A 19,828-nucleotide genomic window follows, 5' to 3' on the forward strand; every position below is an offset into this window, starting at 1 on the left:
GAGCCCTCGCCCGGTTCCGGGCCCGCTCGAATTCGCCTCCGGCCCACGCCGGCCATCCACATGACCGACGCCGCCCGCCAGTGAATCTTGTTGCCCGTCTGCGCCAGATCGCCATGGTCGGCGGCGTCGAGACCTTCGGCGTGGTCGCCGGGGGTCTGGCCGGCCTGCTGATCGTCAACGTGCTGCCGAAAGACCAGTACGCCGCCTACACCTTCCTGTTCGCCTGCCTCACGCTGCTGCTGGGCGTGACCGACCTCGGGCTGGCCCATTGCTGCCTGCCGGTGGTGGGGCAGCGTGCCCGGGAACTGCTGTGGGTGGTGGGCGCCTGCCGGCAGGTGTTTCGCCGGCGCTGGATGCTGCTGGCCGCCGGGGTCGTGATCGTGGTGCCCTACTGGTTCATCGGTTCGCGCGAACACGGCTGGATCAACGCCGGCTATCTGCTGGCCTCGGTGTTCGCGATGGCGGCGGTGCTGACCTCGCTGCGCGACCACTACCTGCGCACGGTGCTGACCATCCTGGGCCATGTGACGAGCCTGAGCCGGATCGGCCTGATCTCGACCGTGGTCCGCATCGCTCTGGTCTGCGCGGTGCTCGCGCTGCCCCTGGGGTCGTGGGCGGTGGCCGGCGTGGTGGCGGCCACGACGGCGGCCAGTGTCGCCAGCATCGCGCTGATGCGGCGCGATCTCGCGGCCCGCCAGGTCCCGGACCACCGGCTCGATGCCGCCGACGCCAAGCGGGTCGATGCCGAGGTGATCCGCATCGCCAAGCCGCTGGTGCTGCCGGCGATCTTCTACCAGCTGCAGGGCGTCATCACGGTGTTCCTGGTGTCGCTGTTCGGCACCTCCAACATGATGGCGGAGGTCGGCGCCTTCGGACGGCTGGCGATGGCGCTGATGATCGTGGACCGGGTCACCGGCATCCTGCTGTTCCCGGCGGTGGCGCGGGCGAAGCCCGGGCGCGAGGTGCGCGCGATCATGTGGCGGGCCCACCTGGCCTACCTCGGCATGATGGCCGTGCTGCTGCTGAGCGCCTACCTCCTGCCCCAGTACTGGATCCTGCTGCTGGGCGAGAAGTACCGCAGCATGGAGCCGCTGGTCTGGATGATCTTCCTGTCGTCGATCCTCGCCAGCGCGGCCGGCTATGCCTTCAGTTCGCTGACGGTGCGAGGCGCGACTGCGGGCCAGACCTACAGCATCGCCGTGACGCTGGCGATCCAGTCGCTGTACCTGGCCGTGATCGGCATCAGCGACCTGCGTTCGATCCTGGGCTTCGCCATCGCGACCGGGGTCGCCAATTTCGTCTTCCAGTACGGCCTGCTGATCCTGCGCTGGCGGCAGTGGGGCGTCGAGGAGCCTCAGTCCCGCCTGTAGAAGCGGCCGATGGCCGATGCGAGCTTGTGCGACCACACGCGCCGCGTGAAGTCGGCCGAGCCGAACACCTTGATCGGATGGTTGGCGAAGTTGTAGTACGCCTTGGTCGCCGGCGAGGGCGGCATGCCGAGCAGGGCCTGGCGGATGTGCCGCCCGCCCCAGGGCTTGAGCCAGCCGATGGCATGCGACAGGTAGTAGCCGCCCGGCATGAAGTCCATGGCCTCGGGCCCGGCCGTGTTGAGCGGCACCGTGCTCACGGTGAGGGCGTGGTTGAGCGCGTCCTGGTCCGTCGAATGGAAAATGGAGCTCGCGTCGCCGGCCTTCAGGTGCTTGAGGCCCTGGTTGTGGTCGACCACCAGGTCGCACAGGTGGGTCCAGAGATCCAGGAAGGTCATGTGCGCGCGCGGCACGCCGATGAAGCCGGAGTTGTAGTAGCGCGCCACGCCGCGCTGCGAGGTGACGCCGCGCGACTCGAAAAAGCGCCGCCACTGCAGGCGCTTGGGGTGCCGCTCGGGAAAGTTGGGGTTGACGTCCTCGCACAGCGAGATCCCGTCGTCCGAGAACCAGGCGGCGAATGACGGCCACTTGCACTTGAGGACGATGTCCGGATCCAGGTAGGCGACCACCGTCGCCTCGGGGGCGTGCCGCTCGAAGACCTCGCGCAGGAAGGTCGGCTTGTAGTAGGCGAAGTGCAGCGGGGTGTCGATCTGCACCATGTGCAGCTTCAGCGTCGGCGCGACCCGCAATTCGCCGCTGGCCCGGTCGAAGTCGGGGGAATCCACGATCCACGCCGGCAACTCACCGCGATAGCCGACCCAGAAATCGCCCGCGAAGCCCGCGGCGATCAGCGAATTCGACAGTGCGGCAACACCATAGTGGTAGTTGCCTTCGAACAGAGTGCAGAGCGTGATGGTCATGGATTCTGGTTACGATTTGGGTCGATTGTAAACAAACGTTCTACAAAACAGGTTCAGGACCAGTTCAGGGTGTGTCGGCGGCGCCTCGGACATCCGCCAGTTGGCGCAGGTCGTCGGCGTAGGCTTGCAAGCGCCGCGCCGCCTTCTCGCGCTGGGCCGCGGTGGTGCGGTTGTGCAGCAGCGCCATCGTGTCGCAGGCCTCCTGCATCATCGCCGCCTGCCGCGCGGCGGTCGGGCCCGGCGCCGGCTCGGACACCTGGCGCACGTAGGCCTGGATCAGCGCCTGCGTCTCGCGCGGCGGCAGCTGCTGCGCCTGCACCCGGCGCAGCAGGGCCAGGACTTCCTGCTGGCGGCGCCTGCGCTCGGCGTCGACCTCGCGTGGATCGAAGGCCGACCGGTCCATCTGCTGGCGCAGCAGTTCGCGCTGGCCGGCGTCGAGACGGCCGTAGAAATCCTCGCTGCGATCGAGGAACTGGTCGTAGCGCTTCTCGCGCTGCCGGGCCGGGCTGCGCTCGAGCCAATCCTCGGCGTAGGTGGCGTTGGTCTTCTGGTATTTGCGCTCGATCTGGCGCAACTGCGCCTCGCTCAGGCTGCGCGCGAGTTCGGCGCCGGCCGGCGCGCCGCGATCCGCCACCGTCATCAAGCGCGCGCGGAAGGCGTCGAGCAGCTCGCAGGCCTGCGCCGGCGTGATCTCCCCCGGCGCCAGGGCCTGGGCCTGCTGCAGCAGGGCGGCGAGCTTGGGCAGCTCGTGGCGCCGGTGCCAGGCCAGCAGCTGCTGCAGTTCCTCGCGCACCCGCGGCGTCTGCGCGTCGTCGAAGTCGACGTAGCCGTCGAGCCACCAGTAGCCGACTTCGGGCAGGTTGTTGTAGGCAAGCTTGAGCGCGCTGCAGGAAGCGAGCAGGGCGGCGGCCATCAGCGCGCCGATAATCCGCGCCAGCATTGCGCAACGCATTCGGGAAATTGGCATGAATCAGATTCAGGAAGACAACCAGGAGCCGGTCGACGTCGTCATCATGGCGGCCGGAAAGGGCACGCGCATGAAAAGCAGCCTGCCCAAAGTGTTGCATCGTTTGGGCGGGCGCGCGCTCATCGCCCATGTGATCGATACCGCGGCCGGCATCGGCGCCCGCCATGTCGTGGTCGTGACCGGCCATGGCGCCACCGATGTCGAGACCGCCCTCGAGGGCGCCGTGGCCGGCGCGACGCCGCAGTTCGCGCGCCAGATGCCGCAGCTCGGGACCGGCCACGCCGTCCAGCAGGCGGCGCCGCTGCTGCCCGACGATGGCACGGTGCTGGTGCTGTCGGGCGACGTGCCGCTGATCGGCGGCGACACCCTGCGGGCGCTGGTGGCCGAGAGCGCCGGCCGCCGGCTGGCGCTGCTCACCATCCAGGTCGACGACCCCAAGGGCTACGGCCGCATCATCCGGGTCCAGGGGCCGCAGGACGACGAAGGCGAGGTCCAGTCGATCGTCGAGGAAAAGGACGCCTCCGAGGCGCAGCGCGCCATCCGCGAGATCTACAGCGGCGTGATGGCGGTGCCGGCCCGGCTGCTCAAGACCTGGCTGGCGCGGCTGGACAACAAGAACGCGCAAGGCGAGTACTACCTGACCGACATCGTCGGCTTCGCCGCCGTGGACGGCGTCCCGGTGGTCGCGCACCGCACCGACGACGCCCTGCAGGTGGCAGGCGTCAACAGCCCGGCCCAGCTGGCGGCGCTCGAGCGCGCCCACCAGCTGCGCCTGGCGCAGTCCCTGATGGCGCAGGGCGTCCGGCTGGCCGATCCGGCGCGCTTCGACCTGCGCGGCACGCTGGTCTGCGAATCCGATGTCGAGATCGACGTCAACTGCGTCTTCGAGGGCGCGGTGTCGCTCGGCGCCGACGTGCGCATCGGCGCCAACTGCGTGATCGCCAATGCCCGCATCGAGACCGGCGCGGTGATCCATCCGTTCACCCACATCGACGGCGAGAAGGCCGGCGTGACGGTGGGCGCCGGCGCCCTGGTCGGGCCGTTCGCGCGGCTGCGGCCCGGGGCCCGGCTGGGCGCCGAGGTGCACATCGGCAACTTCGTGGAGGTCAAGAACTCCACCCTCGCGGCCGGCGCCAAGGCCAACCACCTGGCCTACCTGGGCGACGCCACGGTCGGCCAGCGCGTCAACTACGGGGCCGGCAGCATCACGGCCAACTACGACGGCGCCAACAAGCACCGCACGATCATCGGCGACGACGTCCACGTGGGCAGCAACTGCGTGCTGGTGGCGCCGATCACGATCGGCGCCGGCGGCACCATCGGCGGCGGCTCGACCATCATCAAGAGCACCGAGCCCGGCGCCCTGACCATCTCGCGCGCCAAGCAGGCCAGCTACGCCGACTGGCAGCGGCCGCAGAAGGCCCCGAAGGCATAGCGCCGGCGGCATCGCGTGTTCAGGCGGGGCCGGGCAACGGCACCCGCGGCGCGAACTTGGCCCGGTGCAGGCTGAAGAAGGCCTTGACGTTGCGCACGTTGGCGTCGCTGGTGAACAGCCGCTGCGCCAGCGCCTGGTAGCCGGGCATGTCGCGGACGGTGACGACCAGCACGAAATCCGGTCCGGGCGAGACGCGGTAGCACTGCTGCACCGCGTCGTCCGGGGCGACCCGCCGCTCGAAGGCCTCCAGCGAGCCCGCATCCTGCCGGTCGAGCGAGACCTCGATGACCGCGGTGAGCAGCGGCCCGAGCCGCACCGGGTCCAGCAAAGCGACCTCGCTGGCGATCCATCCGCCCGCACGCAGGCGCCGCAGCCGCCGCAGGCAGGTCGGAGGCGAGATGTTCAGGCGCTCCGCCAGCGACTGGTTGCTGGTGGACGTGTCACGCTGCAAGGCATCGAGCAGGCGGAGGTCGATATCGTCGAGATCTTCGGATTTCATTTAAGAATCAATTATGAAATAATTCTAGATGACATCCGATTTGTGAAATATTTCGACAAATAAGCCACTGAATCGATCTCAAATTTCAATCGACGAGGCCTAGCATCACGGCTCCAACCTCAGGAGCAGATCACATGTGTGGCATCGTCGGCGCCGTTTCCGGTCGCAATATCGTCCCGGTCCTGGTTCAGGGCCTGCAGCGGCTCGAATACCGCGGCTACGACTCGTGCGGCGTGGCCGTCAACGCCCACGGCCTGCAGCGCGCGCGCACCACCTCGCGGGTCGCCGACCTGCTGGCGCACGTTCGCGACGACCACATCGAGGGCAGTACCGGCATCGCCCACACGCGCTGGGCCACCCACGGCGCGCCGGCAGTGCACAACGCCCATCCGCATTTCAGCCACGGCCCGGGGGCCGATGCCGGGAGCGCACGGCCCGGCCGCGTGGCCCTGGTCCACAACGGCATCATCGAGAACCACGAGGCGCTGCGCGCCGCGCTGCAGGCCAAGGGCTACGTGTTCGCGAGCCAGACCGACACCGAGGTGATCGTCCACCTGATCGACAGCCACTACGACGGCGACCTGTTCGAGGCCGTGAAGACCAGCGTGAAGCAGCTGCACGGCGCCTACGCCATCGCGGCCATCTGCCGCGACGAGCCGCAGCGGGTGGTCGGCGCCCGCGCCGGCTCGCCGCTGATCCTCGGCGTCGGCCAGGACGGCGGCGAGAACTTCCTGGCCAGCGATGCGATGGCCCTGGCCGGCGTGACCGACCAGATCGTCTACCTCGAGGAGGGCGACGTGGTCGACATCCAGCCCGGCAAGTACTGGATCGTGGACCGGACCCACAAGCCGGTGGCCCGCACGGTGCGCACCGTGCACGCCCACAGCGGCGCCGCCGAACTCGGCCCCTACCGGCACTACATGCAGAAGGAGATCTTCGAGCAGCCGCGCGCGATCGCCGACACGCTCGAAGGCGTGGCGGGCATCGTGCCCGAGCTGTTCGACGGCGCCGCGGTCGACGGCGTGCCCGGCGCGGCGGCCTGGCGCGTGTTCAAGGAGATCGACCGGGTGCTGATCCTGGCCTGCGGCACCAGCTACTACAGCGGCTGCACCGCCAAGTACTGGCTCGAGGGCATCGCGAAGATCCCGACCCAGGTCGAGATCGCGAGCGAATACCGCTACCGCGACTCGGTGCCCGATCCGAAGACGCTGGTCGTGACGATCAGCCAGTCGGGCGAGACCGCCGACACGCTGGCGGCCCTGCGGCATGCGCGCTCGCTGGGCATGGAACAGACGCTGACCATCTGCAACGTCGCCACCAGCGCGATGGTGCGCGAATGCAAGCTGGCCTACATCACGCGTGCCGGTGTCGAGATCGGCGTGGCGTCGACCAAGGCCTTCACGACGCAGCTGGCGGGGCTGTTCCTGCTCACGCTGGCGCTGGCGCAGGCCAAGGACCGGCTCGGCGAGGCCGACGAGGCGCGCTACATCAAGGAGATGCGGCACCTGCCGGTGGCGCTGCAGTCGGTGCTGGCACTGGAGCCGCAGATCATCAGCTGGTCGGAGGATTTCGCGCGCAAGGAGAACGCGCTCTTCCTCGGCCGCGGCCTGCACTATCCGATCGCGCTGGAAGGCGCGCTCAAGCTCAAGGAAGTGACCTACATCCACGCCGAGGCCTACGCCGCCGGCGAGCTCAAGCACGGGCCGCTGGCGCTGGTGACCAGCGAGATGCCGGTCGTGACGGTGGCGCCCAACGACGCGCTGCTCGAGAAGCTCAAGAGCAACCTGCAGGAAGTGCGCGCTCGCGGCGGCGTGCTGTACGTGCTGGCCGATGGCGACACGCGGATCGAGAACAGCGAGGGCGTCCATGTGATCCGCATGCCGGAGCACTACGGCGCGCTGTCGCCGCTGCTGCACGTCGTGCCGCTGCAGCTGCTGGCCTATCACACGGCCTGCGCGCGTGGGACCGACGTGGACAAGCCGCGCAACCTGGCGAAGAGCGTGACGGTGGAATAGGGCGGATGCATGAGTGCTGCCACTGGTCGCCTGCAAGGCGGTGCCTCAAGCACTAAAAATGTGAACTTCCGTACTGTTTCTTGAGCGCGATAGGTTATAACCGCCGCTACCGATGTTAACGTCTAGATACGATTTTCGTCGAAACCGGACGCGCATCACTTCCGTACGACCCATGGGATTCTTCCAATGCTGACCTTCATCGTGCCTGTACGACATCCGCAAAATGCGCGGGACTGGTCGCGTGTCAAACAGGTACTCAAACAAACTGCGACCTCCATCGCTGGTCAGGAGTCAGATGAGTGGCGCGCGGTCGTGGTCGCAAATACGGGCTCGGACTTGCCGCCTTTGCCGCCGCGATTCAGCGTGGCTTGGGTCGATTTCCCGCCAAATCCGGCGCATGACGTGAATATTCCGACACCGGAGGACAAGTTCGAAATATTCAGGTACGACAAGGGCCAGCGCGTCGCAGCGGGCTTGGTACACGCCCCCGACAGTGACTACTACATGGTGGTTGATGACGACGATTTCGTGTCCTCGCGCTTGGCAGGGTTCGCTGCGCGCCATCGAGATGAACACGGGTGGTATATCGGAAACGGTTATTGCTGGTCGGAAGGCAGCCAGTGGGCTTTCGCCCATCCGACGCTCCACAAGGCCTGCGGTACGACCCACATCCTGCATCGGGACTTGATGAAGATTCCACTGTCGGTGGCTGATGCGCCACGGCCACATGTGCGCTGGTTGGGGCAACACGGCCAAACGACGGAAGATCTCGTCGCTGCGGGGACACCGCTCCAACTCTTGCCGTTCCCTGGAGCCGTGTACCGCATCGGGCACAGCAATGCTCACAGCTTGTCGCGTTCCATCTGGCGGACATTCATTCTGCGCAAGAATGTGCTGATGCGACCCAACGTTCTGGTTCGCAATTCACTACGCCTGAAACGCCTGACTCCCGCGCTGATGCGAGAATTCGGAATGGGCGAAGCAGTTGGCAAGAGCCGTTGACTGGCGTTGAACTGAAGCTTCCCAAGCTGCGCCAAGGCAGCGACTTCCCCGGGTTCCTCCGCAGGCGCTAGCGCAGCTTGCCCAGCCACAGCGCCGTCAGCGCCGCGCGATTCCGGACGCCGAACTTGCTGTAGATCGACTTGACGTGGAAGTGCGTGGTGTTCGGACTCTGGTCCAGCGTCTGTGCGATCTGCTTTTCGACCTGCCCGTCGAGCATCCCGAGCAGCACCCTGCGCTCGGCCGGCGTGAGGGGCGCATTGGCGATCAGAAGCCCGTGGCTCAGCAGCTGCTGCCGATAGAACCATCGCAACCCGCGCATCACGAAATCGAGCAGGCTGCAGTCCGCGGCGGAGAAGCGCGGTGTCGGTGCGTCGCGAAAGACGAACAGGTGGATCCGCACGTCGTCGTTGAGCGCGCAGCGCATCGACAGGCTGTCGGCGTGGCCGACTTCCAGGTAGTGACGCCGGTAGTGGTCGCCCTCGAACCACGCGGGCGGCAGCGCGTCGAAGAGCCGGCGCGTGCGGAACGGCTCGTCACCGGTCACTGCGACGATCTGCGACAGGTCGATGTCGGCGGACCAGAGCGCATCGAACTGCGCCTGCACCGACGCCGCGGCCGCCGGAACCGGATGCAGGAGCCGAACCAGGCGGGGACGCCAGCCGAGCAGAGGGTCGCCCGGCGCCGCCGAAGGCAGGCGCACCACCACGGCCCAGAGCGCATTCCGTGCCGCGAACATGGCGCACAGCGCGGCCAGCAGGTGGGCGAGCGCCGCATCGCCGTCGCCGACCGAGAACTCGGCCAACCGATCCCATAGCGCGTAGACCTCGTCGTTGCTCGATGGCGTGGAATCGGTGGATGGATGCATGTCGCCTCGCACGGTACCACCTATCCAGGTAGTACCCCGGCGCGTCGAGGCGCACGATATTCAGGGCATCGCATCGAGCCTCATGGCAGCCTTCACCTACCGGTCATTCGCCCAACACGCACAGCCGGTGCCACTGCACCACGCGCTGGCCGCAGTAGTTCGCGACCACGCGGCCCACCAGCTCGGTCCGATCGGAGACGTCCCAGCGCCTGTCCATCCATTCCAGGGCCTCGTAGAGATCGTCCGATTCGCCGGCCACGTCGTACCGGTCGAGCAGCGCGGCGGTGAGCTCGAGGTTGGAGCGCTCGTCGCCGCTCGCCGCCTCGCGCCGCAGGGCGTCGAATCGCGGGGCGTCCGGCGCTGCAGAGGGGACGCCGCGCGTGTCCACGGGATGTTTCATCGCCGCCTGGACATGCACGATCGGGCTGTTCCACGCGTACGCCAGCAGAACGCAGGCGAGCAGCGTGACGACGTAGCCTGCGGAGGTCCTCCCGGCAGCGCTGGCGAGGCTTCGAATGACGCGATGGAACATCGGCAACCTTCCTTCGGAAATACGTGATGCCCGCAAGCGTAGGCAATCGCCCCGGGTTCGGCGTCATCCGAAGCAATGACGAACGCGCTGAAAGGAACTCCACATGATCGACTTGGAAGGCGTGACGGCCGGGCAGCTGTCCGACGTGATCGGCGCGATCTACGACTGCGCCCTCGACCCCGAGCGCTGGCCCGCCGCCTGTCGCTCGGTCGCCGACCTGTGCGCCAGCACGGGAGGCGGCATCTGCGTTCATGATCTCCAGCAGGTGCGCAACGACCAGCTGTTCGTGTTCGGCTACCAGCCCGAATTCCTGCAGACGCTGGGCAGCCGGTTCGCTGACAGCCCGATGGCCGCCGCGGACATCGTCTCGAACGTGGGGGACGTCAACTCCCTCGCCATGGAGCCCCGGCAGCTGCTCGAAAGCCGCTTCTACCGCGAAGTGCTGGCGCCCTACGGGTTGACCGACATGATCTGGTTTCCCGCGCTGCGCACCGGGGGGCGGATGGCGTCGCTGCATGCGTCGCGCAACGACAGGAAGCCGTACTACCAGCAGCACGACCTGCGGCTGTTCAGGCTCCTGGCGCCGCACGTCTGCCGCGCGCTCGCGATTTCCGATGCGCTCGACATCCGCGCACTCCGCTCGGAAATGCTCGAGAAGACGCTGGACGGACTCGCCGCCGGCGTCTTCCTCACGGCCCGCGACGGGCACGTGGTCTACATGAACGCCGCTGCCGAACGGCAGGTCAGGGCGGGCCACGCGATCCGGCTGGCCCACAACCGGCTGTCCGCCGTCGATCCGGCGGCGCGCGCGGCCCTCGCGAGCAGCATCGACGACGCGGCGCGGGCAGAGCCGGCCATGCCCCCGGGCGCGCATGCCGTGGCGATCCCGGACGGTGTCGGCGGCGGCTACGTCGCCACCCTGCTGCCGATCGAGAACGGCCAGCGCAGCGGGATCCTGGCACCGTTCGCCGCATCGGTGGCCGTGTTCGTGCAGGACCCGATCGAGGTCCCGCTGATGCCGGGCGAAGCCTTTGCGCGGCTGCACGGGCTGACCGGCGCCGAGCTGCGCGTGCTGATGGCGCTTGCGCAAGGACTCGGAGGGATGGCGGTGGCGGAGATGCTCGGCATCAGCGAGCCGACCGTTCGCACGCACCTGCAGCGCATCTTCTCCAAGACCGGCACCGCCAGGCAGTCCGACCTGCTGGGCCTGCTGCATCGCGCCACGCCGCCGGTCCGGGCGCCGCATCCCCAATCCGTGGGATGCCGGTGACGCGGCATGCGGCCAGACTCGCGCCTCCAATACGAGGAGCTTGTCGATGGAGTTCGTTCACCTGATCTGGCTTGGCGCCAGCCTGGTCGCCGTGGCGTCGGGCTGGGTCTGGATGGCATGGCGCGGCGGCCGGCATCTGAACGATCGGATGAGCGAGCAGGTCTCGCGCTCGGCCGCCCTGGCGCGGGAATGCGCCACGACCCTGGGCTTCGACACCGCCTCGGGTTCCTTGTCCAGCCGCTGAGCGCCAGCCTCCCCCTTCGGTGGGATTCGCCCGCCACCGGGTCGCCCGGACAATGCGGCGATGCTGCTCTACCCGATGCTCGTGCTGCTTCGGCGCCTGACATGGCCGCCGGCCTGGCTGCTGCTGATCATGGGCTGGATCGTGCTGACCTCCGAGCTGGTCCTCCTGCTGCGGGCGGCCTGAAACGTCGCCTCAGCCATCCAGGTCGCCGAACACGCGCCAGGCGGCCACCTTGCGGTGGAAGCCCTTGAGCTCCAGTTCGCCCACCGCCTCGATCGACCATTCGGCCTCGAGCGCCATGTCCTGCAGGGCCGCCTTGATGCGCTGCGAGACCAGGATCTCGCCGCCCGCCGCTTCGCCGCAGAGCCGGGCCGCCAGGTTGGTGACGGTGCCGATGGCGCCGTAGTCGATGCGGCCGTCGAAGCCGATGCCGCCCAGCGTGGCGAAGCCCTGCGCGATGCCGACGCCCATGTGCAGGTCGTAGCCGCGCCGCCGCCACTGCCCACTGAGGGCCGTCATCTCGCGCTGCATCTGGACCGCCATGCGCAAGGCGCGGGCCGGCGCGTCGTCCACGGGCTGCGGGTCGTTGAAGAAGATCATCATGCCGTCGCCCGAGAAGCGCTCCAGCGTGCCTTGGTGGTCGAGCACCAGCCGGCCCATGGCGGCATGGTATTGCGCCAGCACCGCCATCACTTCCTCGGGGTCGGCGGTCTCGGTGAACGCGGTGAAGCCGCGCAGATCCAGGAAGACGACGGTGATCTCGCGCCGGTGGCTGCGCAGCGGATCGTCGGCGCCGCCGGCGATGATCGCCTGCGCCAGCTGCGGCGAGAAGAAGCGCTTGAGCTGGCCCACGCGCTCCAGCTGCTGCACGCTTTCGGCGACGCGCTGCTCGAGCGTGCGGTTCCAGGCCAGCAGCTCGGCGCGCTGCCGCTGCACCTCGTCGTACAGCGTCTTCACGCGCAGCAGGGAGCGCACCCGGGCCAGCAGCTCGGCCTGATGGATCGGCTTGCTCAGGAAGTCGTCGGCCCCGGCGTTCAGGCCGTTGACCCGCTCCTGTTCGGGATTCAGCGCCGTCACCAGCACCACCGGCAGCACGGCCTGGGCCGGGTCGGCGCGGATGGCCCGGCAGACGTCGTAGCCGTTCATGCCCGGCATCATCACGTCCAGCAGCACCAGGTCGGGCGGGTCGTCGGCGATGCGCGCCAGCGCCTCTTCGCCCGAGGCCGCGGTGCTGGTGCGGTAGCCGCGCGCCGTCAGGATGTCGGCGAGCAGCCGGACGTTCTTGTCGACGTCGTCGACCACCAGGATATGAGCGTTCTCTTGTGCATTCATTCGACGGCCTCGAGCATCATCAGCGGCAGCGAGAAGGTGAAGGTGGCGCCTTCGCCCAGGCGGCTGTCGAGCGCCAGCGTGCCGCCGTGCAGCTCGACGAAACGGCGCGCCAGCGACAGGCCCAGGCCGGTGCCCTCGGCCTTGCGCAGGTAGTCGTCGCCGGCCTGGCGGAACTCGTCGAACACCCAGTCGTGGTCCTCGGGCGCGATGCCGACGCCGGTGTCGGCCACGCTCACCTCGGCCATGGGGTGGCCGTCGGCGCCCTCGATGCGCCGCGCCATGAGCCGTACCTGGCCGCCGGCCGGCGTGAACTTCACCGCGTTCGACAGCAGGTTCACCACCACCTGCTTGACCTTGCGCGCATCCGCGACCCATTCGGCGAGCCCGTCGCCGACTTCCAGCGACAGCCAGAGGCCGCTGCGCTGCGCCCGCTCGCGCACCAGCGTCAGGGCGTTCTCCAGCAGCAGGCCAAGGTCGAAGCAGCTCAGGTCCAGCTCCATCCGCCCGGCCTCGATCTTCGACAGGTCCAGCACGTCGTTGATCAGGGTCAGCAGGTGCTGGCCGGACGAATGGATGTCGCGCAGGTATTCCATCTGCTTGTCGTTGACCGCGCCGAAGGTCCGCTCGGTCAGCACCTCGGAAAAGCCGATGATGGCGTTCAGGGGCGTGCGCAGTTCGTGCGACATGTTGGCCAGGAACTCCGACTTGTGCTGGTTGGCCACTTCGATCTGGCGGCTCTTTTCCTCGATCTCGCGGAACAGGCGCGCGTTCTCGATCGCGATCACCGCCTGGTCGGCGAAGGTCTCGACCAGCCGGACCTCGGCATTCGAGAACGGCTGCACCTGCCGGCGCATCACGGCGATGATGCCGACCGAGGCGCCGTCGCGCACCATCGGAACGGCCAGCACGGTCCGGAACCCGTGGCGGGTCTGGGGCTCGCGCGATTCCGGGTACTCCGCATCGAACAGCCGCGTGACGTCCTGCACATGGACGGTCCGGCGCTCGGCGAAGGCGCGGCCGACCACCGATCCGCGGCCGAGCGGCAGGACTTCGTCGCGGCCGGCCACCGCCTCGTCGCCCCGCACGCCCAGGTAGCCGGTCATGGAGCGCAGGTGGTCTTCCTCCGGCAGCCAGATCCTGCATCCGTAGGCCCGGCACAGCGCCGCCGAGCGCTCGGCCACGGCCTGGAGCACCGGCTGCAGGTCGGTCGGCGAGCGGCTGATCACGCGCAGGATCTCGGCCGTCGCGGTCTGGTGCTCGAGCGCCGCGCTCAGCTCGGCGGTGCGCTGCTCGACCTTGCGCTCCAGCTCGCCGTAGGACTCGCGCAGCTGGGCCGACATCCGGTTGAACTGGTGGGCCAGGCCTTCGAGCTCGTCGCCGGTGCGGACCTCGATCTGCTGGTTGAGGTCGCCCTGGCCGATGCGCCGCGCGCCGCGCGCCAGGGTGCGGATCGGCCGCACCATGCTGCGCGCCAGCAGCGAGGCCGCCAGTGCCGAGATCACCAGCCCGGCCAGCAGCAGCACCGCGGCGCGCAGGAACGAGTCGTTGAGCTTGGCGTAGACCTCGCCGATCGGCTGCTCGACGAACACCTTCCAGCCCAGCGGCTGGATCGGCGCCATCGAGGTCAGGACCGAGGCGCCCTGCAGGTCGCGCGACACCATCGCCTGGCCCTGCGGCGCACCGCCGGCCGCCGCCTGCACGTGCGGCAGCGCGGCCAGGCTGGTCTTGCGCAGCACCAGGCCGATGTCGGGGTCGGCCACCAGCAGGCCGTTGCTGTCGATCACGTAGGCCTTGCCGGCTTCGCCGATGTGGATGCGCGAGACCACCTCCCAGATGAACTTCAGGTTCAGCTCGGCGACCGTGACCGGGCCCTTGGGGCCGCCGGCGCGGATCGCGACCGCCATGTAGGGCTCGGTGCCGCGGTTGAAGTACACCGGGCCGAACCAGGGCGCGTCGGGCAGGGCGCCGCGGAAGGCGGCCTCCGACGCCCGGTTGCGGCCGGAACCCAGCACGTCCATGCCGACCCGCGAGACCTCGATCTGCTCGCGCCCGGTGCTGTCGAGCTGGGCGATGTCGGTGACCTCGGGCGCCTGGCGCAGCAGCCGCCAGAATTCGGCCCGCCGGGACTCCAGGTCCGAGGCGTCGAGCTGGGCCAGCGAGGCATAGGCCAGCTGCTCCGACACCTGCTGCACGTACTGCTCGATGCGCGACGCCGCGCCCACCGCCTTTTCGTGTTGCAGGCTGGCCAGGGCCGACTTGTTCTCCTGGTAGGAGAAATAGAGGCTGATGGCGCTCGATGCCAGCAGCACCGTGGTCACCAGCGACAGGATCAGCAGCAGGTACTTGCGGAACAGGCGGCCCCGGTGGACATCGCGCGTGCCCTCCGACAAAAGGGCAGAGCGCCGGCCGTGGGCCGTCGAGGCAAGCTCGCCGGAAAGCGAGGCGGGAAACGAATCCGGAGCCGTCATGGCCTGTCGATTGGACATCGTCGCCCGCGCGATGGGAAGCCCGGCTGCGTAGGCCTCATGGCCGACATGCCCCAGCGCGCACGCGACGCCGCGGCGGCGCAAAATCGCTGGGCGCGGCGGCCGGCCCCGAGGAGACATGATGCGCAGCAGGTGGTGGTGGATTCTTCTTTGCGTGGCGCTGGCACTCGCCGGCTCACTGGCGCGGGCCCAGCAGCCGAAGAAAATTCCGCGCCTCGGCTACCTGGCAGCCGTCTCGGCCAGCGCCGACGCGCCGCGGCTGGAGGCGTTCCGCCGGGGGCTGCGCGATCTTGGCTATGTCGAAGGACAGACCATCCTGATCGACTACCGCCACGAGAGCCAGGACCTGCAGCGCCTGTCGACCTTGGCCGACGAACTCATCCGGCTGGACATCGACGTGCTCGTCGCCGTCACGACCAACGCGGCGCAGGCGGCCAGCAAGGCGACCAAGACCGTGCCGATCGTCTTCATGGGCGTGACCGACCCGATCGCCACCGGGCTCGCCGAAAGCCTGGCGCGGCCCGGCGGCAACAGCACGGGCATCACCAACGTGGCGGCGATCCTCACCGGCAAGAGGCTGGAGATCCTGAAGGAGACGCTGGCTGGCATCACCCGGGTGGCGGTGCTGTGGGACCCCCGCGCGCCCGGCTCCGTGCCCCAATGGGAAGCCAGCCAGGTCCCGGCCGAGAAGCTCGGCCTCCAGCTCTATTCGATGGAGGCCAGCAGCGCCGACAGCTATGCGGAGGCCTTCAAGGCGGCCGTCAAGGCGCGCAGCGGCGCCGTGTGGGTGACGCTGAACCCGGTCGCCAATTCGAACCAGCGGCAGATCGCCGAACTGGCGATCGCCCACCGGCTGCCGTCGATCTGTGCCCGCGGCGACTATGCCGAGAACGGCTGCCTGATGGCCTACGGGCCCGGCTACGGCATGGAAGGCAAGGACGGCGCCCGCTACGTCGACCGGATCCTGAAGGGCGCCCGGCCCGCGGACCTGCCGATCGAGCAGCCGACCAAGTTCGAACTGCTGATCAACCTGCAGACCGCCAAGCGGCTCGGCGTGACCATTCCGCGTGCCGTGCTGAACCGGGCCGACCGGATCATCCAGTGAACCCCGGCGTGGGGGCGCTCAGTCGTCGGCCGTATTGCCGCCGCCCGCGCTGGCGGTGAGGAACGGCATCGGGTCGATCGCACTGCCGTTGCGGCGCAGCTCGAAGTGGAGCTTCACGGTGGCGGATTCGGTGTTGCCCATGCGGGCGATGACCTGGCCCCGCTTGACGGCCTGTCCTTCCTTCACCAGCAGCTCGCTGTTGTGGGCGTAGGCCGACATGTAGGTGGCGTCGTGCTTGATCATCACGAGCCGGCCGTAGCCGCGCAGCGTGGCGGCCGCGAAGACCACCTTGCCGTCGCCGGCGGCGCGCACCGGATCGCCCTTGGCGCCGCCGAAGTCCACGCCCTTGTTCGCGCCGCCGTCGAAGCGCGACACCACCGCGCCGCCCGCGGGCCGCAGGAAGCTGCGGTCGACCTTGGCCGTGGCTTGCGGCTTGTCGGAGCGGTTGCGCGGTGGCGCTTTCTCCTGCTTCGGCTTGGCCGCCTTGGCGCTGCGCGACGACTCGGCGCGGGCGCTCGGATTGGCGCGGGCACCGGGGCTGGCGGCGGCCTCCGACGGGGCGGCGGCCGGCGTTGCCCGCTTCGGCGGAGTTGAAGATGTCGACGCGCAACCGACGAGCAGCACGCCCGCTGCCGCGCAGGCGATGGCCACCGCTTGGCGGCCGATGAATGTCCTGTACTGAGCTGTCATGGTTCGACTTTAAAGGCAGCCGACTCAGCCCAGCTGGGAGGCCAGCAGCGCGCGCACGCGCGTGACGAGTTCGGCCTCGCCGCGCCGGGCCGGCAGGAATTGGAAGGCGACGCGCGGCAGCGCCGGCAGGCCGTGCGGCGCCGGCAGCCTCGCCACGCCGGGGCACAGCGCCGATTCGTTGAGGCAGGCCACGCCCAGCCCCGCCGCCAGGGCCGACTGCAGCCCCGCCACGCCCGAGGCGACGTGCGCCACCGCATGCGGCACGCGCCGCTGGCGCAGCAGCCGGAGCGTGAACTGGTGCAGCGAGCAGCTGTCGGGCAGCACCAGCAGCCGCAGCGGCTCGCCGCGCGAGATGCGAAGGCCCTCGGCGGCGACCCAGGCCAGTGCTTCGCGGCGCCATGGCGAGACCGGCCCCCGGGCGCCGGCCCGGGGTGCCGCGGGGTTGATCCGCATCGCCAGGCCGATATCGAAATCGCCGCGCCCGAAGGCGGCTTCCATCGCGCTGCCCTGCAGCACGCTGACGTGCAGGCGCAGCTGCGGGTAGTCCTGCCCGAGCCGGCTCAGGAGGCGGCTCAGCTCACCGGGCCGGAAATAGTCGGTGACGGCCAGCCGCAGTTCGCCCTGCAGCGTCTCGCCGCTCAGGTCGCGCAGGGCCTCGTCGCTGGCGGCGAGCAGGCGCCGGGCATGGCCGAGCAGGCGAAGGCCCGCGGGCGTCGGCGCCACGCCGGCCTTGCTGCGGGTCAGCAGCGCATGGCCGCAGCGCGCTTCGAGCTTGCGCATCTGCTCGCTGACGGCGGACTGCGAGAGGAACACCACCGGCGCCGCCGCCGTGAGGCTGCCCGCATCGACCACGGCGACCAGGGTCTTGAGCTGTTCGAGATCGAGGGGCTGCATGCGCATATCCATTCAAAAAATAGATGACATGCATCATATCTTCCTGCTTTTCAGGAGGATGCGCTGTTCCCACAATGGGGGCTCGTTCACGGAGAAAGGACACATCGCCATGCCCCACATCGTCATTCATCTGTCCGGCCAGCCCGACCCGCAGCTCACGCGCAAGGTGGTCGACACCGTGGCCGAGCTGACCCAGTCGGTGCTCGACAAGCAGCTGCCCGTGATCGCGACCACGGTGCAGTACATCGCCGCCGAGAGCTGGTTCATCGGCGGCCGGTCGCTCGCCGAACTCGGGAAGTCGGCCTTCCACCTGGACATCAGCATCACCGACGAGACCAATACCAAGGCCGAGAAGGCCCGCTACCTGCGCGCGGTCTTCGATGCCATGGCGGCGCTGCGGGGCAACCTGCACGAGGTCTCGTACGTGCACCTGATCGATGCCCGCGCCGCGGCCTACGGCTACGGCGGCCGGACGCAGGAGTTCCGGCACCAGCAGGCGGGGGCCTAGTCGATCACCGCGTAGGCGACGATCTCGATCCTCATGCCCGGCACCACCAGCCCCGAGACGCCCATGCTCGAGCGGTTCGGATAGGGCGGCGCGAAGAACTCGCGGTACACGCGGTCGATCTGCGGCATGTCGTTGACGTCGGTCATGTAGATCAGCACCTGGGTGACGTCGCCGAGGCCGCCGCCGGCGGCAGCGACGGCGCGCTGCAGGTTGCCGAAGGTGAGGCGGGCCTGGTCCTCGATGGCGCCGGTGTCGATGCTGCCGTCGGCGCGCACCGGCCCGTGGGCCGTGAACAGCAGGCCCCTGGCCTTGACCGCCCAGGAGAAGGGCTGCGCCAGCGGCGGCAGGCCGGTGTCGACGACCTGCTTCACGCGAGCACCGCCGCCATCGCCTGCGCCACGTGGTCGACATTGGCGCCGGTCAGCCCCGAGAGGCACATCCGGCCCGAGCGCACCAGGTAGACCGCGTGGTCGTCGCGCAGCCGCGCCACCTGCGATTCGTCGAGGCCGGTGTAGCTGAACATGCCGCGCTGCCGGACCAGGTAGCCGAAGTCGCGCCGCCCCTGGAACTTCTCGTCGAGGACCGCCAGCAGGCGTTCGCGCATGGCGCGGATGCGCTGGCGCATGGCGGCCGTCTCGTCGCGCCAGAGCGCGAACAGGGTGGGGTCGTTCAGCACCCGGGTGATGACGCGAGCGCCGTGCGTGGGCGGCGTCGAGTAGTTGCGGCGCACCGTCGCCTTCAGCTGCCCCAGCACGGTGTCGGCGGCGTCGCGGTCGCTGCACACCACGCTCAGGCCGCCGCAGCGCTCGCCGTACATCGAGAAATTCTTCGAGAACGAATTGGCGGCGAAGAACTGAATGCCGGCGTCGGCCAGCGCGCGCAGCGCGCAGGCGTCTTCGTCGAGGCCGTCGCCGAACCCCTGGTAGGCGATGTCGACGAAGGGAATCAGTTCGCGTTCGCGCAGCACCGGGATCAGTGCCTGCCACTGGGTCTTCGAGAGGTCGACCCCGGTCGGGTTGTGGCAGCTGGCGTGCAGCAGCACGATGCTGCGCGGCGGCAGGGCGTCGAGGCTGGCCAGCATGCGGTCGAACGAGAGGCCGCCGGTGGCCGGGTCGTAGTAGGGATAGCTGTGGACGTCGAGGCCGGCGCCCTCGAAGATCGCGCGGTGGTTGTCCCAGGTGGGGTCGCTGACCCAGACCCCGGCGCCCGGAAAGTAGCGCCGCAGGAAGTCGGCGCCGACCTTGAGGCCGCCGGAGCCGCCGAGGGTTTGCAAGGTGGCGATGCGGCCGCTGGCGACGGCTTCGTGGCCGGCGCCGAACAGCAGGCGCTGGACGGCGGCGCGGAACTCCGCGATGCCTTCGATCGGCAGGTAGGGCCGGGCCCCGATGTCCTGCGACAGCGCGGTCTCGGCCTGGCGTACCGAGGGCAGCACCGGCAGGCGGCCTTCATCGTCGAAATAGACGCCGATGCTGAGACTGACCTTGTTCGGACGCGGATCGGCCTGGAAGGCCTCCATCAGCGAGAGGATGGGGTCGCCGGCGTAGGGCGGGACGTGGCTGAACAGCGAGGAGGTGGGGGCGGTCATGAAGGATTCCATCGAAAAAGGCAAGGCTGGGCCAGGATTCTTGATTCGAAGGATCGCCGTGCCAACAAATTTTTGATTGGCGCATAATTTTGTCCCCATGTAGTCAATGTCG

General features: G+C 68.9%; 20 protein-coding genes. 9 read left to right on the forward strand and 11 right to left on the reverse strand.

Annotated elements, in window-relative coordinates:
- Positions 1–80: 80 nt before the first annotated feature.
- Positions 81–1,370, forward strand: a complete 1,290-nt coding sequence (locus QTI33_RS04945; protein ID WP_286504670.1) for a lipopolysaccharide biosynthesis protein — start codon at positions 81–83, stop codon at positions 1,368–1,370.
- On the opposite strand, the gene QTI33_RS04950 is transcribed toward QTI33_RS04945, so the two are convergent.
- Positions 1,355–2,287 carry a hypothetical protein gene (locus tag QTI33_RS04950; RefSeq protein WP_286504671.1) on the reverse strand — a complete coding sequence of 311 codons (933 nt, stop codon included), beginning with the start codon at positions 2,285–2,287 and terminating at the stop codon, positions 1,355–1,357. The genes QTI33_RS04945 and QTI33_RS04950 overlap by 16 nt on opposite strands.
- Before the next feature lie 64 nt (positions 2,288–2,351).
- On the reverse strand, positions 2,352–3,227 hold the full coding sequence (locus QTI33_RS04955) for a DUF6279 family lipoprotein (RefSeq protein ID WP_286504672.1): 876 nt from the start codon (positions 3,225–3,227) through the stop codon (positions 2,352–2,354).
- A 25-nt stretch (positions 3,228–3,252) separates the two neighbouring features.
- Here QTI33_RS04955 and glmU point away from each other — a divergent pair, with 25 nt between their 5' ends.
- Complete coding sequence (glmU, locus tag QTI33_RS04960; protein ID WP_286504673.1) at positions 3,253–4,689, forward strand: bifunctional UDP-N-acetylglucosamine diphosphorylase/glucosamine-1-phosphate N-acetyltransferase GlmU; 1,437 nt, start codon at positions 3,253–3,255, stop codon at positions 4,687–4,689.
- A gap of 19 nt (positions 4,690–4,708) precedes the next feature.
- On the opposite strand, the gene QTI33_RS04965 is transcribed toward glmU, so the two are convergent.
- Complete coding sequence (locus tag QTI33_RS04965; protein WP_286504674.1) at positions 4,709–5,188, reverse strand: Lrp/AsnC family transcriptional regulator; 480 nt, start codon at positions 5,186–5,188, stop codon at positions 4,709–4,711.
- 134 nt (positions 5,189–5,322) lie between these two features.
- On the opposite strand from QTI33_RS04965, the gene glmS reads away from it, so the two are divergent.
- A complete protein-coding gene (glmS, locus tag QTI33_RS04970) occupies positions 5,323–7,203 on the forward strand; it encodes a glutamine--fructose-6-phosphate transaminase (isomerizing) (RefSeq protein WP_286504675.1) in 1,881 nt (626 codons plus the stop codon).
- Positions 7,204–7,389: 186 nt separating this feature from the next.
- Positions 7,390–8,205 carry a galactosyl transferase gene (locus tag QTI33_RS04975; RefSeq protein WP_286504676.1) on the forward strand — a complete coding sequence of 272 codons (816 nt, stop codon included), beginning with the start codon at positions 7,390–7,392 and terminating at the stop codon, positions 8,203–8,205.
- Between the two features lie 67 nt (positions 8,206–8,272).
- Here the strand turns inward: QTI33_RS04975 and QTI33_RS04980 are convergent, their stop codons facing one another.
- Positions 8,273–9,070 (reverse strand): helix-turn-helix transcriptional regulator, encoded by a 798-nt coding sequence (locus tag QTI33_RS04980; protein WP_286504677.1) that lies wholly within the window; start codon positions 9,068–9,070, stop codon positions 8,273–8,275.
- A gap of 103 nt (positions 9,071–9,173) precedes the next feature.
- Positions 9,174–9,602: a hypothetical protein gene (locus QTI33_RS04985; RefSeq protein ID WP_286504678.1), complete on the reverse strand. Its 429-nt coding sequence runs from the start codon at positions 9,600–9,602 to the stop codon at positions 9,174–9,176.
- A 103-nt stretch (positions 9,603–9,705) separates the two neighbouring features.
- Here QTI33_RS04985 and QTI33_RS04990 point away from each other — a divergent pair, with 103 nt between their 5' ends.
- The 3 genes from QTI33_RS04990 to QTI33_RS05000 are packed head-to-tail and all read left to right on the forward strand — an operon-like array spanning position 9,706 to position 11,299.
- Positions 9,706–10,872 carry a helix-turn-helix transcriptional regulator gene (locus QTI33_RS04990; protein ID WP_286504679.1) on the forward strand — a complete coding sequence of 389 codons (1,167 nt, stop codon included), beginning with the start codon at positions 9,706–9,708 and terminating at the stop codon, positions 10,870–10,872.
- Between the two features lie 46 nt (positions 10,873–10,918).
- Positions 10,919–11,116: a hypothetical protein gene (locus QTI33_RS04995; protein ID WP_286504680.1), complete on the forward strand. Its 198-nt coding sequence runs from the start codon at positions 10,919–10,921 to the stop codon at positions 11,114–11,116.
- Positions 11,117–11,176: 60 nt separating this feature from the next.
- Positions 11,177–11,299, forward strand: a complete 123-nt coding sequence (locus tag QTI33_RS05000; RefSeq protein WP_286504681.1) for a hypothetical protein — start codon at positions 11,177–11,179, stop codon at positions 11,297–11,299.
- A 9-nt stretch (positions 11,300–11,308) separates the two neighbouring features.
- Here the strand turns inward: QTI33_RS05000 and QTI33_RS05005 are convergent, their stop codons facing one another.
- Both QTI33_RS05005 and QTI33_RS05010 read right to left on the reverse strand, forming a co-directional pair.
- Positions 11,309–12,448 (reverse strand): adenylate/guanylate cyclase domain-containing protein, encoded by a 1,140-nt coding sequence (locus QTI33_RS05005; RefSeq protein ID WP_286504682.1) that lies wholly within the window; start codon positions 12,446–12,448, stop codon positions 11,309–11,311.
- A complete protein-coding gene (locus QTI33_RS05010) occupies positions 12,445–14,916 on the reverse strand; it encodes a sensor histidine kinase (protein ID WP_286504683.1) in 2,472 nt (823 codons plus the stop codon). Before QTI33_RS05010 ends, QTI33_RS05005 begins: the two co-directional genes overlap by 4 nt.
- Before the next feature lie 139 nt (positions 14,917–15,055).
- Between QTI33_RS05010 and QTI33_RS05015 the strand changes: the two genes are divergently transcribed.
- A complete protein-coding gene (locus tag QTI33_RS05015) occupies positions 15,056–16,039 on the forward strand; it encodes an ABC transporter substrate-binding protein (protein ID WP_286504684.1) in 984 nt (327 codons plus the stop codon).
- Between the two features lie 18 nt (positions 16,040–16,057).
- On the opposite strand, the gene QTI33_RS05020 is transcribed toward QTI33_RS05015, so the two are convergent.
- Both QTI33_RS05020 and QTI33_RS05025 read right to left on the reverse strand, forming a co-directional pair.
- On the reverse strand, positions 16,058–16,729 hold the full coding sequence (locus QTI33_RS05020) for a M23 family metallopeptidase (RefSeq protein WP_286504685.1): 672 nt from the start codon (positions 16,727–16,729) through the stop codon (positions 16,058–16,060).
- A gap of 24 nt (positions 16,730–16,753) precedes the next feature.
- A complete protein-coding gene (locus QTI33_RS05025; protein ID WP_286504686.1) occupies positions 16,754–17,623 on the reverse strand; it encodes a LysR family transcriptional regulator in 870 nt (289 codons plus the stop codon).
- A 109-nt stretch (positions 17,624–17,732) separates the two neighbouring features.
- Here QTI33_RS05025 and QTI33_RS05030 point away from each other — a divergent pair, with 109 nt between their 5' ends.
- Positions 17,733–18,131 carry a tautomerase family protein gene (locus tag QTI33_RS05030; protein ID WP_286504687.1) on the forward strand — a complete coding sequence of 133 codons (399 nt, stop codon included), beginning with the start codon at positions 17,733–17,735 and terminating at the stop codon, positions 18,129–18,131.
- Here the strand turns inward: QTI33_RS05030 and QTI33_RS05035 are convergent.
- Both QTI33_RS05035 and QTI33_RS05040 read right to left on the reverse strand, forming a co-directional pair.
- Positions 18,128–18,502, reverse strand: coding sequence for a RidA family protein (locus tag QTI33_RS05035; RefSeq protein ID WP_286504688.1), 375 nt, complete (start codon positions 18,500–18,502; stop codon positions 18,128–18,130). The genes QTI33_RS05030 and QTI33_RS05035 overlap by 4 nt on opposite strands.
- Positions 18,499–19,695 carry an amino acid aminotransferase gene (locus QTI33_RS05040; protein WP_286505132.1) on the reverse strand — a complete coding sequence of 399 codons (1,197 nt, stop codon included), beginning with the start codon at positions 19,693–19,695 and terminating at the stop codon, positions 18,499–18,501. The genes QTI33_RS05035 and QTI33_RS05040 overlap by 4 nt, the downstream gene beginning before the upstream one ends.
- Between the last annotated feature and the right edge of the window lie 133 nt (positions 19,696–19,828).

The sequence above is a fragment of the Variovorax davisae genome, from assembly GCF_030316845.1.
GTDB classification, from domain to species: domain Bacteria; phylum Pseudomonadota; class Gammaproteobacteria; order Burkholderiales; family Burkholderiaceae_C; genus Variovorax; species Variovorax davisae.

Coding starts and splice junctions, on each gene's coding strand:
- QTI33_RS04985 (WP_286504678.1), bottom strand. CDS start 9,602: ATGTTCCATCGCGTCATTCGAAGCCTCGCCAGCGCTGCCGGGAGGACC.
- QTI33_RS05030 (WP_286504687.1), top strand. CDS start 17,733: ATGCCCCACATCGTCATTCATCTGTCCGGCCAGCCCGACCCGCAGCTC.
- QTI33_RS04955 (WP_286504672.1), bottom strand. CDS start 3,227: ATGCTGGCGCGGATTATCGGCGCGCTGATGGCCGCCGCCCTGCTCGCT.
- QTI33_RS05025 (WP_286504686.1), bottom strand. CDS start 17,623: ATGCAGCCCCTCGATCTCGAACAGCTCAAGACCCTGGTCGCCGTGGTC.
- glmS (WP_286504675.1), top strand. CDS start 5,323: ATGTGTGGCATCGTCGGCGCCGTTTCCGGTCGCAATATCGTCCCGGTC.
- QTI33_RS05015 (WP_286504684.1), top strand. CDS start 15,056: ATGCGCAGCAGGTGGTGGTGGATTCTTCTTTGCGTGGCGCTGGCACTC.
- QTI33_RS04975 (WP_286504676.1), top strand. CDS start 7,390: ATGCTGACCTTCATCGTGCCTGTACGACATCCGCAAAATGCGCGGGAC.
- QTI33_RS04950 (WP_286504671.1), bottom strand. CDS start 2,287: ATGACCATCACGCTCTGCACTCTGTTCGAAGGCAACTACCACTATGGT.
- QTI33_RS05010 (WP_286504683.1), bottom strand. CDS start 14,916: ATGACGGCTCCGGATTCGTTTCCCGCCTCGCTTTCCGGCGAGCTTGCC.
- QTI33_RS04980 (WP_286504677.1), bottom strand. CDS start 9,070: ATGCATCCATCCACCGATTCCACGCCATCGAGCAACGACGAGGTCTAC.
- QTI33_RS04965 (WP_286504674.1), bottom strand. CDS start 5,188: ATGAAATCCGAAGATCTCGACGATATCGACCTCCGCCTGCTCGATGCC.
- QTI33_RS04995 (WP_286504680.1), top strand. CDS start 10,919: ATGGAGTTCGTTCACCTGATCTGGCTTGGCGCCAGCCTGGTCGCCGTG.
- glmU (WP_286504673.1), top strand. CDS start 3,253: ATGAATCAGATTCAGGAAGACAACCAGGAGCCGGTCGACGTCGTCATC.
- QTI33_RS05000 (WP_286504681.1), top strand. CDS start 11,177: ATGCTGCTCTACCCGATGCTCGTGCTGCTTCGGCGCCTGACATGGCCG.
- QTI33_RS05020 (WP_286504685.1), bottom strand. CDS start 16,729: ATGACAGCTCAGTACAGGACATTCATCGGCCGCCAAGCGGTGGCCATC.
- QTI33_RS05005 (WP_286504682.1), bottom strand. CDS start 12,448: ATGAATGCACAAGAGAACGCTCATATCCTGGTGGTCGACGACGTCGAC.
- QTI33_RS04990 (WP_286504679.1), top strand. CDS start 9,706: ATGATCGACTTGGAAGGCGTGACGGCCGGGCAGCTGTCCGACGTGATC.